We start from the raw sequence: 12,756 nt of genomic DNA, 5'->3' as shown, positions 1-12,756 counted from the left end.
AAGTAAAAGGCCAAAGGTTCTGGAAGGTTTCCAAACATCCCAGGTTCCAAAAGATAGCAAGTAAAATAAAACATAGAGAGTTTAGGAAAAGGAGAGATGACTTATGTTAATGCCTAGTATTTTTGGAGAAGATTTATTTGATAACTTTATGAAGGATTTTCCATTTTTCGATGATAACGCAGAAAGCAATGTAGAAAAGAAGCTGTATGGCCGCAGAGGCAAAAACCTGATGAAGACTGATATCAAGGAAACAGAAGGCGGTTATGAGCTGGAAATGGATCTGCCAGGATTTACAAAAGATGAGATCAAGGTATCCCTGGAGAATGGTTATATGACCATCAGTGCAGCCAAGGGACTTGATAAAGACGAACAGGATAAGAAATCCGGCCGTTACATCCGTAAAGAGCGTTACGCAGGATCCTGTGAGAGAAGCTTCTATGTAGGTGAAGACATCACAGAGGAAGATATCAAGGGCGAGTTCAAACATGGTATCCTGAAGCTGTTCGTTCCGAAGAAGGAAGCAAAGCCGGCAGTAGAGCAGAAGAAGTATGTTTCTATTGAAGGTTAATGGGAACAGGGAGAAAGAGCTGGTCAACTAAATAAGGTCATAAGATTATAAGGTTATAAATAAGAGCCACCGGAAGAAGTGTAAAAGCTTTTTCCGGTGGCTTTTTATGTGGAATAGCTATTTGCTGCAATGATTTTTACTATAGCTTTGTTATAGGCTTTTTTATAACAGGCAATAGAAAAACGCCTGTTGACAAAAATGCTCACCATCTCTATAATGCCCATTAACATATCAAAAAAGTATGTTAATAAAAAGCCGGGAGAGAGCATATGAGTGACAAGAAAAACAAAGACAACAGGAAAGAAGACACTAAGAGTAAGAAAAACATGAAAAAAACTCAGGAAATGCCAGTAAGTACAGAGCTAAAGGCATTTCCACACAGCTGTACAGACTGTGGTGTGCTTAACTGTTCCAAACGGAACGCCTCTTATCCGGAATTTTGTCTTACAGAGAAGCTGACAGAAAAAGAATTGGAAAAAGTAGTTAAGCTTTATACAGAAAATGAAGAAAATAATAAAATAGCTATTGCCTCCGCTGAAGTGGAAGGTGGTTTTTATGGAAAATATACCCGCGTAGAGGAGATCATGGAAGTAGCAAAAAGGATTGGCGCAAAGAAGATCGGTATTGCAACCTGTGTAGGTCTGATTGAGGAAAGCCGGATCTTTGCAAGGATATTAAAATTAAATGGTTTTGATGTATACGGAGTGGCATGTAAGGTTGGTTCTGTAGATAAAACAGATATAGGTCTGGATCCGAAATATACATGTAAGACCGGGCCGGTGATGTGTAATCCTATTTTACAGGCAAAGCTGTTAAATAAAGCAGGAACCCAGTTAAATGTAGTAGTCGGGCTTTGTGTAGGCCATGATAGTCTGTTTTATAAATATTCCAAGGCACTGGCAACCACACTGGTTACAAAGGACCGGGTTCTGGCCCATAACCCGGTAGGTGCACTGTATCAGACACGAGCTTACTATAAACGGCTTTTACAGCAGCCATTGTGGGATGATGAAGGCGGTAAAAAGGAAGAGAAATAACACTCCAAAGTGATAATTACAATGAATATGTGAAAATTCATTAATGTGCAAAGTCAGTAAAAATGGAAAACAGAAAAAAAGCAGGAAAAAGCAGGAGGAAGCGATTATGAGAAAAAAATGGAATCCAGGTATCAGAGTATTTGCCGGAGTTGTACTTACAGCAGCTATTTTATCCGGCTGCGGCAGCAAAACAGCAGGGAGCGGATCAGCACAAAACGGGGGGCAGAATACAGAACAGAATACCATACAGGATACAACAGCCCAGGGAAATTCAGACAGTCAGAAGGTAAGAAAAGTATATGTAGCAGTAGGCGCCACTTTTGAGCCATATACATATATAGACGAAAACAATCAGCCGGCAGGTTATGATGTGGCTGTTTTACAGGAGATTGACAACCGCCTTCCGCAGTATGAATTCCAGATTGAAAACATGGAGCTTGCCAATATTTCCGTTGCCCTGGATGCAAAGAAGGTTTCCATCGGATCCCAGCAGTTTGAAAAGAATCCGGAAAGAGAAAAGAAATATCTGTTTACTAACAAAGGATTTGCCTCTTACAACAAACGTCTTGTATACAAAAAAGGAAGAGATGATATCCATTCCATTGATGATCTGGCTGGAAAGAAAGTAAGTGCCGGTCAGGGAAGCAACACAGCAGCGATCCTGGAAACATACAATGCAGAACATGATAACAAGATCGATATTGTATATTCTAATGGTGCTACCAGTGAAAGTATTTATGATGATGTAATGAATGGAAGACTGGATGCTATTGTTGCAACTAAGAAGACATTTAAGAAATACAATGAAGCATTTGGCGGCGGCTACGATATCAATGAAGACAGTTATTTCAGTGAGTCCCAGGCATATTTCATGCTGGCCCAGGGAGAGGAACAGCTTCGTGATGATATGGATACTGCTTTAAAGGCAATGAAAGAGGACGGAACTCTTACAAAGCTTTCCATTGAGTATACGGGAAGTGATTATAATTCAGAAGAATAGGAGTAAAAAATATGGATCTTTCCAGCATTTTCCGTTTTAGTGATATGTTGGAATATTTCCCGAAAATCTTGTCTCGTTTTCCTGTAACGCTTCTTATTGTAGTGGTAAGCGTTGCAGGGGGGCTGGTCCTGGGATTTATTCTGGCTGCGGCACGTATCTTTAAAATACCAGTGTTAAGAGAACTGGCAGCTCTTTATATTTCCTTTGTAAGAGGTACCCCGGTCCTGGTACAGCTATTTGTAGTATATTATGGACTGCCTCTTCTTGTGGCTCCTTTAGGAGTGAATATTAACCATTGGAGCAAGCTGTTTTTTGTACTGGTCACATATCTTTTAAATGATGGGGCATTTATGTCAGAGATCATCCGTTCTTCCATTGAAAGTGTCCCTAAGGGCCAGCGTGAAGCGGCAGCTTCTGTAGGACTTACTACATTTCAGGCTTACAAAAGGATCATTATCCCACAGGCATTTAAAATAGCAGCCCTTTCATTTGGAACCCGCGTGATCGGATCTTTCCCCAGGCTGTTCCGGCAGCACTTCCCGTTCTTTGCAACAATGTGATCGGTCTTTTAAAGTCCACATCCATTGTATATCTTATTTCCGTAAATGATATTTTAGGAGCGGCTATTAATTCAGCGGCAGTGAACTTCCGTTATCTGGAGGCGTATATTGCAGTGGCTATTGTTTACTGGGCTATGTGCGTCTGCGTGGAAAAGCTGTTTTATGTAATGGAAAAACGGTATAAATATGCAGCAGGAGGTACGACATGATCGAGATCAAAGGTTTACATAAAGCATTTGGACAGAACCAGGTTTTAAAAGGTGTTGATATTACTGTAAATAAAGGTGATGTGGTGGTAGTGATCGGTCCAAGCGGCTCCGGAAAGACTACCATGCTGCGGTGCATTAATTTTCTGGAAAGAGCTGATGCCGGAACGATCACAGTGGGAGATATTACAGTAGATGCAGCAAAAGCAAAGAAAAAAGAGATTCATGAGATCCGTTTAAGGACTGCCATGGTCTTTCAGAATTATAATCTGTTTGCCAATAAAACGGCTCTTGGAAATGTAATGGAAGGATTGACCCAGGCGCGGGGGGTATCCAAAGAGAAGGCAAAGCAGATTGCTCTTGATGCTTTGGAAAAAGTAGGACTTAAGGATAAGGCTGATTTTTTCCCATCCCAGCTTTCCGGCGGACAGCAGCAAAGAGTGGGTATTGCCAGAGCGGTTGTGTTAAATCCGGACGTGATCCTTTTTGATGAGCCTACTTCAGCGCTGGATCCGGAACTGGTGGGAGAAGTGTTAAAAGTCATCCGTGATATTGCAAAAGAAGGGATCACCATGATCATTGTGACCCATGAAATGAGCTTTGCTTCTGATGCAGCCAATCGGGTGATTTTTATGGCCGGTGGTGTTGTAGTGGAAGAAGGAAAGCCGGATGAGATCTTTTCACACCCAAGAGAAGAAAGAACAAGGCAGTTTTTAGAGCGCGTGCTGCCAAAGTGGTCTTATACCATCTAATGAGCTAGAGAAAAACAAGCAACGCCCCAAGCGGTATTTGTTTTTCACAAGCCATTAACGAAGGTCCCGCCTGCGACAGCAGGCAATAGAGCACGTAAGTGCGGGCTAGTATAATCCACGATAATTACCGATCCATTACACGCAGGATAAATTTTCATGTGCAAGGAAGCTGAATGAGGCGATGCCGGTAGCATCGTCGATTGAAGCTGACGCGGCAGATGGGAATTTAGACAAGTGAAAGGGGCGGATAATTTTGTGGATTATACTAGCAAGAAAGGAGTCCTCAATGAAGATTGATTTTAACCGACAGATAAACAGAAAACATACCGACTGTGCCAAATGGGACGGTCAGGGCGGGGATTATATCCCGCTATGGATCGCGGATATGGATCTTCCGGTGGCAGAACCTGTTTTAGAAGCATTGAAAAACCGCTTGGAGCATCCTTTTTTGGGGTATACATTCCCTGGGGAAAGTGTGTATCAGGCAGTTATTTCTTATTATGAGGAAAGACAAAGAGTGATCCTTCACCACTCAGCAAGCAAAACTTATAATATCCCTGGTCTTCCGCTGGCGTTTGCTGTTATTCCTAATGAAGAGTTAAGACATAAATATGAAGAAGTGGCAGCCACAATGCATGCTCCTTTTGATACTCTTTCTTTTATTGCTTTTGAGGCAGCTTTTACGAAAGGGGAAGAATGGAGACAGGAATTATTGAAATATCTGAGGGAGAACAAGAAATGGCTGGATGAGCGGATCAGCCGGATCCCGGGGCTTTCCATCTGCCACAGTGAAGGTACTTATTTAGGATGGATCGATGCAAGGGAAACGGGGGTAAGTGATCCGGCCGGATTTTTTATGAAAGAAGCTGGTGTGAAATTCAATGATGGAGATTCATTTTCAGCACCAGGCTTTGTACGTGTGAATTTTGCATGCCCAAGATCTTACCTGGAAGAAGCTTTTGACCGGGTGGAGAAAGCTTTACAAAGTAAAAACGTCTAAAAAAATTGCAGGAAAAGAGGATGAGGTACATAAGGCGCATCCTGGCGAAAAAAGACCTGTTTTGCTCCGTCGCTTTTTGTCAGATCTGCGATACAAACTCACATGCTGCGCATGTTCAGACAGTGTATCACCGACCTGACGCTATACTCACAAAACAGGTCTTTTTTCTGAAATGGATGCTTCTCATGTACCTCATCCTCTTTTCAGCTAGTACATCGTTTCGTAAATAACTGTAATGATCACGCAGGATGCGGATTTGAGTGTGCAGGTTTAAAAACGCAGGCGTAGCGGGCTACGCTGAGGCTTTTAGACCTGTGCAATCAGATTCGCAGACAAGTGAGTGGTATAGTTATTTCGAAAACGATGTACTAGGATGTCGGAATAGATAAGTTAGTAAAGATGAATATTGAAAATAAAATCTTCATATGATATAATGCCTTTAGGCAAAAGAAGATATGTATTTCTGTCAACAGAAACACTAAAGTGAAAACCCCCGGATGGCACTCCGGGGGTTTTCTTTTTTAGGTTGGTTGTCACTATTTTCTACTGTTCAACCATTTGATTATGTAGTGGCAGGCTACACCAGCCGCAACAGCAGATAGAAAAGAAGATATAAATTCTGTCAACATAAATACCCCCCTTCCGTTGCCGGATTGGGTATGACAACGGGTTAATTATAACACGAATGTGGGGGGGGGGGAGAGAAAAAACTCTACATATCTTTAGGCATGGTTTTAAAGAATTTTACTACCATAGGTAAGGCAATAGTAGCAGAAATGACATCGGAGATAGTCTGGGATATCTGGATCCCGGTAAGTCCAAGAATAGTGTTCATGAGCCAGAGAACGGGGATGAATACCAGACCGCTCCGGATCATGGACAGAAAGGTAGCCCGGCCGCTTTTGCCGATGCTCTGGAAGAGCATGTTTCCATAGAGGGAAAGTGGCATGAAGAAGAGGGCGAAGCACTGGATGCGAAGAGCGGGAATGCCAATTGCAAGGACTGCCGGATCGTCGCGGAACATGCGGACAATGTGGGCAGAGCAGGTTATGCCGATAAAGGCGGAAATGCTCATTACCACGAAACTGCTTTTGATGCTGAACCAGAAGGCATCCCGGACGCGTTTGTATTTTCCGGCACCATAATTAAAAGCGCTGACAGGCTGGAAGCCTTGTCCGATGCCAAGGGCTACGCAGAAAAGGAAGTTTATGATCCTTGTGACAATGCTCATGGCTGCAATAGCAGCATCGCCGTAGGGACCTGCGAAACGGTTTAATACCATGACGGAAACGCTGTTTAAGCCCTGGCGCATAAGGCTTGGAAAACCGGTTGCAAGGATATTGGTGACATCCTCAAATTGGTGGGTGACGTAACGGATACTTAGGCGGCTTTGGACTTTTCCGCGAAGGAATGGGCTGATGAGGATAGCCATACTGATGTACTGGGAAACGGCAGTGGAGATACCTGCACCCCGGACACCCAGTTTAAGGACGAAAATCAGGAACATATCCCCGAAGATGTTTAAAATACCGCCGGAAGCAAGGCCAAGCATTGCAAAAAAGGCTTTTCCCTCGTATCGGAGAATGTTATTCATAACGCAGCTGGATGCCATGGCAGGTGCTGCGATCAGGATCCAGGTGCTGTATTCGATGGCGTGAGGAAGGATGGAATCGGTACTTCCCAGGAGACGCATGAAGGGTGAATGGAAGAGAAAGCCCAGAATGCAAATGAGAGTGCCGCATAATAAGGATAAAAAGAAGCTGGTGGATGCAAATTTGCGGGCGCTTTTTATATCATGTGCTCCCAGTTTGCGGCTGATATTGCTGCCCGCCCCATGTCCGAACATGAACCCAAAGGCATTGATAATAGCCATTAAAGCGAAAACGACTCCTGTTGCGCCGCTGACGCTGGTTCCCAGCTGGCTTACAAAGAAGGTATCAGCCATATTGTATACACTGGTCACAAGCATACTGACAGTAGTTGGCAGTCCAAGCTGCAGCACCAGTTTGTTGATGGGGGTTTTTGTCATTTTATCATATTGTATCTGCGCACTATCTGTTTTCATAATATGTATACCTTTATATATAAGTGTGGGAAATAGAATAAAAGGCCCTCCTGTGATTTATTTTATCATAGGAAGGCCTTTTGAAAAGCGTTTTTTACACTATTCAGTTAAAAAAAGTTTACTTTGTTTTTACATAGTGGCAATTATGTTTAATTTTCGTCCAGGTCGATTGCTTCGAAAAGATCTCCAAGGGTTTCCAGTGCCGGAAGCAGGAATTTAAAAGTTTTCTTCCCCATGCTTCTTTTAAAGCTTCCAGGATCTCTCTGGAACGTTCCAGTTTAGCTTCGTCTGTTTGTTTTAACGTTATATCTTCTTTTGCTTGATAGCAGTCTAACGAATTGTTCTGAATCGGTCATCCATTGTAAACGATAGCAGTTCTTTTCAGCAGCAAAACAGAAAATATATTTTCTCTGTTTTGTACAAACGATTCAATAGATATTTTTCGGATTGACATCTTTGATTTTGGGATCCAAGGGATTTAAACCCATCATATTTGTACTGCTCTTCGGTAAGATCTGCTGCTTCCTGCGTATTCCTTGGCCATGATAACCGTCCCGCTTCAAAGCGCTTATACAGAAGTAAAAATCCGGTCCCCATCCACAAAAGTCCTTTGCACCGATCGGAACGCTTCCTACAAAACAAAAAGAGCGTTCTCTTCTCGAATAGATTTTGACCATACTTATCACTGATGATCGTTGCCAGCCCATTAATACCTTTTCTCAGATCAACTGTTCCGCAGGCAAGTATAGTGGTTCAGTTGTCAAGACAAAAATTCAAACATTTTTTAATGAACCGATATATGTAGCTGAGTTGGGAGGGGCCTCCATTAAGCAGCATGATCAATCAGCAGTGCCGGATAATAATATGATGTGGGTGTCTGATTGTTGATTGCTGAATGACAGCGCTCAAAGTTGTAGGTATGTACATAGCTTTTGATAGCCGCTCTCGCTTCCAGGATGTTGGCATACTGTGTAAGATAGGCTTCCTCATATTTGAAGCTGCGAAACCAGCGTTCAATCATGATGTTGTCTGCCCAGCGGCTTTTTCCATCCATGCTCTGACGGATATGGTTTTCTTTGAGAAATGCTATGTACTCGGTGCTTGTAAACTGACATCCTTGATCAGAGTTCAGAATCAGGGGGTTTGCCACCTTGAAAGCTTTTTTCAACGCGTTTATGACCATTTTGGTGTCCAAGGTATCATCTATCTCCCAGCCAACAATACAACGGCTATACCAGTCAATGATGGCTGTCAGATACAGGAAGCCGTGCTTGATGGGGATATAGGTGATGTCGATTGACCATGCCTGATTTGGATGGTCGATAACGGCGTTACGAAGCAGATACGGGCAGACTTTCGCCTGTTGCATACGTTTGGAAAGATTCATCTTTGGATAGATCGGATCAATCCACATTTCAATCATATAGCGGCGCGTTTTCCGGCGTCCCACCTGATGACCACGCATTTTCAGCTGTGAAGACATTTGACGGGCTCCCCAGGCAGAATTATCGGTATGCAGATGATCAATGATAGCTTTGCATTCTAACTCTTCCTGAGATATGTGTGTTCCATTATAGTACACGCTGGTGCGGTTGATTCCAAGAAGCTCAGCACCTGTTTTTATTGGGAATTCTTTAGTCTTCAAAAGGTTTCGGACTAAATTTACTCTCGTAGTCAGGTCTAAGTGTTTCTTCAGATTTTTTTTCAACCAATCCACCTGCATGGTGAGCTGGCCAACTTTTTTCGCGTATTCGGCTTTTTCCTTGCGCTCTAAGGCGGGTTTCTCTTTCAAGTTGTCTTCTCTTGAATCATCGAAGACAACCGATGCTTTATCGAGGAATTCTTTTTTCCAGTTGCGAAGAAGATTCGGCTGAATGTTATTTTCGCTGGCAATTGTATTTAAGTCCTTTTCTCCTTTGAGCAGTTCAATGACTAACTCGGATTTGAATTTTGCGGAGAAAATTCTTCTTGTTCGAGACATAAAAATGATTCTTCTTTTTATAGTGCTTACAGTATACCAGATTCATTAAAATATGTCTCTCAAAGTGTCTTAAATTACGATACCATTATAGTAATTGGGTTTCATGACAAACGCATGAGTAAATAAATTGTGAACACGCCCCTTTTCTGATAAAATTAAAAGAAAAGGGGTGTTGATACATGCAGGAATTATTAGATTGGCTGGAATACATAGAAGATGATCGTCAGCAAAGGAAAGTTCGTCATACATTGAAGGACATTCTTGTTATTGTATTGTTTGCAACACTGGCAAATGCGGATGACTGGGTGGAAATGGCATTGTTTGCGGAAAGTTATCAGGATTATCTACGCAAATATATTGAGTTAAAAAACGGAATACCATCTCATGATACAATAAGACGTGTAATGGGGATGATATCACCGGAGATCATACAGCAGCTTTATGGAAAATGGCAGGATCGATTAAATCAGAATGAAGGGGAACTACTGAAGAAGATCATTTGTATAGATGGTAAAACCATGCGCTCCAATAAAAGAGGAGATGGGAAGGCATCCCACATTGTATCAGCATGGAGTAAAGAGTCAGGTTTCTGTCTTGGACAAAAAGCAGTTGAAGAAAAAAGCAATGAGATCGTAGCGATCCCGGAATTGCTGGACAAGATCCAGATAAAAGGCCAGCTCGTAACAATCGATGCAATGGGAACGCAGACTGCAATAGCGGAGAAAATAAAGAAAAAACGGGCAGACTATGTGCTGGCATTGAAGAGAAATCAAAACAGTCTGTATGAAGATGTACAAGAATACTTTTCAGACGAAGAGTTCCAAAAAGAGATCCGTGAAAGAGGTAATTACAAAAAAACCCAGGAAAAAGCACATGGTCAGATCGAGATAAGGGAGTATTATCAGACAGAGGATATTAAGTGGTTAAGCCAGAAAAAGAACTGGAAAGGACTGTCCAGTATAGTAATGGAGAAGAAAACGCTGAAGAAAGAAGGAAATACAAGAATAGAGAACCGTTATTTCATCAGCAGTTTAAAAGGAGACATTGAACAGGTCAGCCGTGCAGTGAGAGGACACTGGAGTATAGAAAGCATGCACTGGTATCTGGATGTAACATTCCGGGAAGATGCGAATACAACCATAGATAAGCTGGCGGCACAAAATTTGAATATCATAAGGAAATGGAGCCTAAGTATTTTGAAACCGGCACAAATAACAAGACATAAGTTGTCGATGCGAAAGAAAAGGTTTGTACTTAGCTTACGCCCAATTCAGTATCTAGAAGAACTTTTAGAAGCTTAAAAAATAACAGAAAGCAGAATTGATGCCAGATGATCGTTCGTGCGTTTGTCGTGAATTGGGTTTTCTCCTCACTGGACAACCACCCTGCAATCTGCTATATTAAACAGAAAGGCCATATATCACAGGCCCATTCTGAAATGAAAAGGAGATAAAAACAATGGCAAATCCAGTAGTTACCATTACCATGGAAAATGGTGATGTGATAAAAGCAGAATTATATCCGGAAGTAGCATCAAACACAGTAAATAACTTTATCAGTCTGGTGAAGAAAGGTTATTATGACGGTCTGATCTTCCACAGAGTCATCCGTGGATTTATGATCCAGGGCGGATGCCCACAGGGAACTGGTATGGGTGGTCCAGGCTATAGCATTAAGGGCGAATTCAGCCAGAACGGTGTAAAAAATGATTTAAAGCACACAGAAGGCGTTTTATCCATGGCAAGGTCCATGATGCCAAACTCTGCAGGATCCCAGTTCTTTATCATGCACAAGGATGCGCCTCATCTTGATGGTGCGTATGCAGCATTCGGTAAGGTAACAGAGGGAATGAATATTGTAGATAAGATCGCAAATGAGCGTACCGATTATTCTGACCGTCCGTTAAAGGAGCAGAAGATCAAATCTATGACTGTAGATACCTTTGGTGTGGATTATCCAGAGCCAGAGAAGTGCTGATCGATCGGGAAACGATGGGATCAATATCAAAATGCAGTAAAACTCAAAAACGGTTCTCACAGGAGATAGAACAATATGAAACAGGAGCGCGCTCTTTTAATAGAAGGAAGAAAATATACGCTTCTCATATCCGATGAACCACAGGCCCTTTTGGAGGCGAAAGCTTCCGGAAGGGCTGTTTTAGGCTGTATGAGCAGTGGGAAAACAGATGAGAAAGCCACAGACAGCTGGGATTTAAATGGGATTCCCTATGTAATTCCTTCCATAGAGTATGCCACAGATGAACTTACAGAGCTGATCCTGCGCCGTTATCTGGGGCTTCCTTGGCTGATCGATGAAACAGAAAGACTGGTCATTCGTGAATTTATAAAAGAAGATGCGAAGAATATATCGGAAGAAGAATATGGGAAGGAAGAAGAAATATTTCGTGATCCAGATAAGCTGGAAGCTTATATAAAGAACCAGTATGGATTTTACGAATATGGAACATGGGCTGTGCTAAAGAAAGCTGAAAAAAATGCAGTTAAAAAGGATAATACAGTCCTGATCGGTATGGCTGGTGTTGGCAATCCACAGATCCCGGAAACTGCTTTGCAGGCTCTTCCGGCACTTCCGGACGGTTTGTGCTGGCTGGAACTGGGATACCATATTTTTAAAACCTACAGGAAAAATGGTTATGCAAAAGAAGCGGCAATTGCCATTCTTTTCTATGCCCATGAAGTTCTTTCCGCCAGACTTTGTGCCTGGATCGAGAAAAAAAACAAGGCTTCCTGCACACTGGCAGAAAGCCTTGGAATGGAAGCAGTAAAGATCACTTCTGGTCAAATAGCCAGTGAATGGCCCGAAGGGTATCTTCTGTATGCTGAGAAGATGCAACAACAGCCAGATAAGGAGAATGGATCACGGCTCCTGTAAGCTCAGAAAAATCCGTTGAATCCAGGGAAATAGCGGCAGCTATAGACTGGCCGCTTCCATTGTCTGTATAGAAGAAAAGTCCTTCCGTTTCAGCACGATCTTTTAAATCTTCCGGTAAAAAATCTTCCAGGTTTAAAAATGCATTCTGGGATCCATAGTGCTGGATGGTCTGTGGATCAGCAATTATAATATCCAGATTTCCTCCAGCAGACAGAGCTGCGATCTTTGCCATACTGGCATAAGCATATTGGGAGGCCTGGGGCTCATCTGTATTGATGAAAAGACCGGAATTGATCTCGATCAGATCCTTTTTTCCACAGCCAAGAGCGTCTTTCAGGCTGTTTTCCAATGGTTCTATAGAAGAATTGCCGCCGGAGTAGTCATTAACAATGGCAAGTGTAAGCCGTGTGGTAAAAGACTGGCGGTAAATGCTGCTGCCGATCACCCACAACATAGAGATAAAAAGTATGATCGCGATCATATGAAATTTATAATATTCTAAAATATACCAGATCTTGTCTTTGACAGACATGTGTTTTAGTTTTTCAAGTTCGCTATTCAGGTTTTTCTTCAGGTCCATGGTGTGTTCCTTTCAGGTCAGCATTTTTTTAGAAAAATGAGTGGATTACGAATATTTTAACATCATTAACTTATAGTATAGCTGAAAAAGCAGATACCTGCAACTGCCCATTTCC

Annotated in this window: 13 protein-coding genes; 10 read left to right on the top strand and 3 right to left on the bottom strand. The window is 42.3% G+C overall.

Annotation, left to right across the window (positions count from 1 at the left end):
- The first annotated feature begins 103 nt into the window (after window positions 1-103).
- The 7 genes from OGM16_02070 (at window position 104) to OGM16_02040 (ending at window position 5,123) form a co-directional block, all read left to right on the top strand.
- Entirely contained in the window at window positions 104-568 is a 465-nt protein-coding gene (locus OGM16_02070; GenBank protein ID UYJ47088.1) for an Hsp20/alpha crystallin family protein, read from the top strand.
- A gap of 344 nt (window positions 569-912) precedes the next feature.
- A complete protein-coding gene (locus OGM16_02065; protein UYJ48373.1) occupies window positions 913-1,605 on the top strand; it encodes a DUF1847 domain-containing protein in 693 nt (230 codons plus the stop codon).
- Between the two features lie 106 nt (window positions 1,606-1,711).
- Window positions 1,712-2,605 carry a transporter substrate-binding domain-containing protein gene (locus tag OGM16_02060; GenBank protein UYJ47087.1) on the top strand — a complete coding sequence of 298 codons (894 nt, stop codon included), beginning with the start codon at window positions 1,712-1,714 and terminating at the stop codon, window positions 2,603-2,605.
- A gap of 11 nt (window positions 2,606-2,616) precedes the next feature.
- Complete coding sequence (locus OGM16_02055; protein ID UYJ47086.1) at window positions 2,617-3,165, top strand: amino acid ABC transporter permease; 549 nt, start codon at window positions 2,617-2,619, stop codon at window positions 3,163-3,165.
- Complete coding sequence (locus OGM16_02050) at window positions 3,162-3,374, top strand: hypothetical protein (protein ID UYJ47085.1); 213 nt, start codon at window positions 3,162-3,164, stop codon at window positions 3,372-3,374. The genes OGM16_02055 and OGM16_02050 overlap by 4 nt, the downstream gene beginning before the upstream one ends.
- Window positions 3,371-4,123 (top strand): amino acid ABC transporter ATP-binding protein, encoded by a 753-nt coding sequence (locus OGM16_02045; GenBank protein UYJ47084.1) that lies wholly within the window; start codon window positions 3,371-3,373, stop codon window positions 4,121-4,123. The genes OGM16_02050 and OGM16_02045 overlap by 4 nt, the downstream gene beginning before the upstream one ends.
- A 286-nt stretch (window positions 4,124-4,409) precedes the next feature.
- Window positions 4,410-5,123 carry an aminotransferase class I/II-fold pyridoxal phosphate-dependent enzyme gene (locus tag OGM16_02040; protein UYJ47083.1) on the top strand — a complete coding sequence of 238 codons (714 nt, stop codon included), beginning with the start codon at window positions 4,410-4,412 and terminating at the stop codon, window positions 5,121-5,123.
- Between the two features lie 712 nt (window positions 5,124-5,835).
- On the opposite strand, the gene OGM16_02035 is transcribed toward OGM16_02040, so the two are convergent.
- Window positions 5,836-7,188 carry an MATE family efflux transporter gene (locus tag OGM16_02035; protein ID UYJ47082.1) on the bottom strand — a complete coding sequence of 451 codons (1,353 nt, stop codon included), beginning with the start codon at window positions 7,186-7,188 and terminating at the stop codon, window positions 5,836-5,838.
- A gap of 826 nt (window positions 7,189-8,014) precedes the next feature.
- On the bottom strand, window positions 8,015-9,169 hold the full coding sequence (locus OGM16_02030; GenBank protein ID UYJ47081.1) for an IS3 family transposase: 1,155 nt from the start codon (window positions 9,167-9,169) through the stop codon (window positions 8,015-8,017).
- A 179-nt stretch (window positions 9,170-9,348) separates the two neighbouring features.
- Between OGM16_02030 and OGM16_02025 the strand changes: the two genes are divergently transcribed.
- The 3 genes from OGM16_02025 (at window position 9,349) to OGM16_02015 (ending at window position 12,061) form a co-directional block, all read left to right on the top strand.
- Entirely contained in the window at window positions 9,349-10,470 is a 1,122-nt protein-coding gene (locus OGM16_02025) for an ISAs1 family transposase (GenBank protein UYJ47080.1), read from the top strand.
- A gap of 157 nt (window positions 10,471-10,627) precedes the next feature.
- On the top strand, window positions 10,628-11,146 hold the full coding sequence (locus OGM16_02020; GenBank protein UYJ47079.1) for a peptidylprolyl isomerase: 519 nt from the start codon (window positions 10,628-10,630) through the stop codon (window positions 11,144-11,146).
- 75 nt (window positions 11,147-11,221) lie between these two features.
- Window positions 11,222-12,061: a GNAT family N-acetyltransferase gene (locus OGM16_02015; GenBank protein UYJ47078.1), complete on the top strand. Its 840-nt coding sequence runs from the start codon at window positions 11,222-11,224 to the stop codon at window positions 12,059-12,061.
- On the opposite strand, the gene OGM16_02010 is transcribed toward OGM16_02015, so the two are convergent.
- Window positions 11,958-12,641 carry a hypothetical protein gene (locus OGM16_02010; GenBank protein UYJ47077.1) on the bottom strand — a complete coding sequence of 228 codons (684 nt, stop codon included), beginning with the start codon at window positions 12,639-12,641 and terminating at the stop codon, window positions 11,958-11,960. The genes OGM16_02015 and OGM16_02010 overlap by 104 nt on opposite strands.
- Window positions 12,642-12,756: the final 115 nt, after the last annotated feature.

It is taken from the genome of Lachnospiraceae bacterium, assembly GCA_025758065.1.
GTDB lineage: Bacteria > Bacillota > Clostridia > Lachnospirales > Lachnospiraceae > Enterocloster.
Note: the sequence above shows the minus strand (reverse complement) of the source record. Positions and strands in the feature narration are given on the sequence as shown.

Bases quoted from the DNA above. Each gene is read 5' to 3' on its own strand.
- OGM16_02040 (UYJ47083.1), top strand. From the start codon at position 4,410: ATGAAGATTGATTTTAACCGACAGATAAACAGAAAACATACCGACTGT.
- OGM16_02030 (UYJ47081.1), bottom strand. From the start codon at position 9,169: ATGTCTCGAACAAGAAGAATTTTCTCCGCAAAATTCAAATCCGAGTTA.
- OGM16_02070 (UYJ47088.1), top strand. From the start codon at position 104: ATGTTAATGCCTAGTATTTTTGGAGAAGATTTATTTGATAACTTTATG.
- OGM16_02065 (UYJ48373.1), top strand. From the start codon at position 913: ATGCCAGTAAGTACAGAGCTAAAGGCATTTCCACACAGCTGTACAGAC.
- OGM16_02045 (UYJ47084.1), top strand. From the start codon at position 3,371: ATGATCGAGATCAAAGGTTTACATAAAGCATTTGGACAGAACCAGGTT.
- OGM16_02055 (UYJ47086.1), top strand. From the start codon at position 2,617: ATGGATCTTTCCAGCATTTTCCGTTTTAGTGATATGTTGGAATATTTC.
- OGM16_02035 (UYJ47082.1), bottom strand. From the start codon at position 7,188: ATGAAAACAGATAGTGCGCAGATACAATATGATAAAATGACAAAAACC.
- OGM16_02060 (UYJ47087.1), top strand. From the start codon at position 1,712: ATGAGAAAAAAATGGAATCCAGGTATCAGAGTATTTGCCGGAGTTGTA.
- OGM16_02020 (UYJ47079.1), top strand. From the start codon at position 10,628: ATGGCAAATCCAGTAGTTACCATTACCATGGAAAATGGTGATGTGATA.
- OGM16_02025 (UYJ47080.1), top strand. From the start codon at position 9,349: ATGCAGGAATTATTAGATTGGCTGGAATACATAGAAGATGATCGTCAG.
- OGM16_02015 (UYJ47078.1), top strand. From the start codon at position 11,222: ATGAAACAGGAGCGCGCTCTTTTAATAGAAGGAAGAAAATATACGCTT.
- OGM16_02010 (UYJ47077.1), bottom strand. From the start codon at position 12,641: ATGGACCTGAAGAAAAACCTGAATAGCGAACTTGAAAAACTAAAACAC.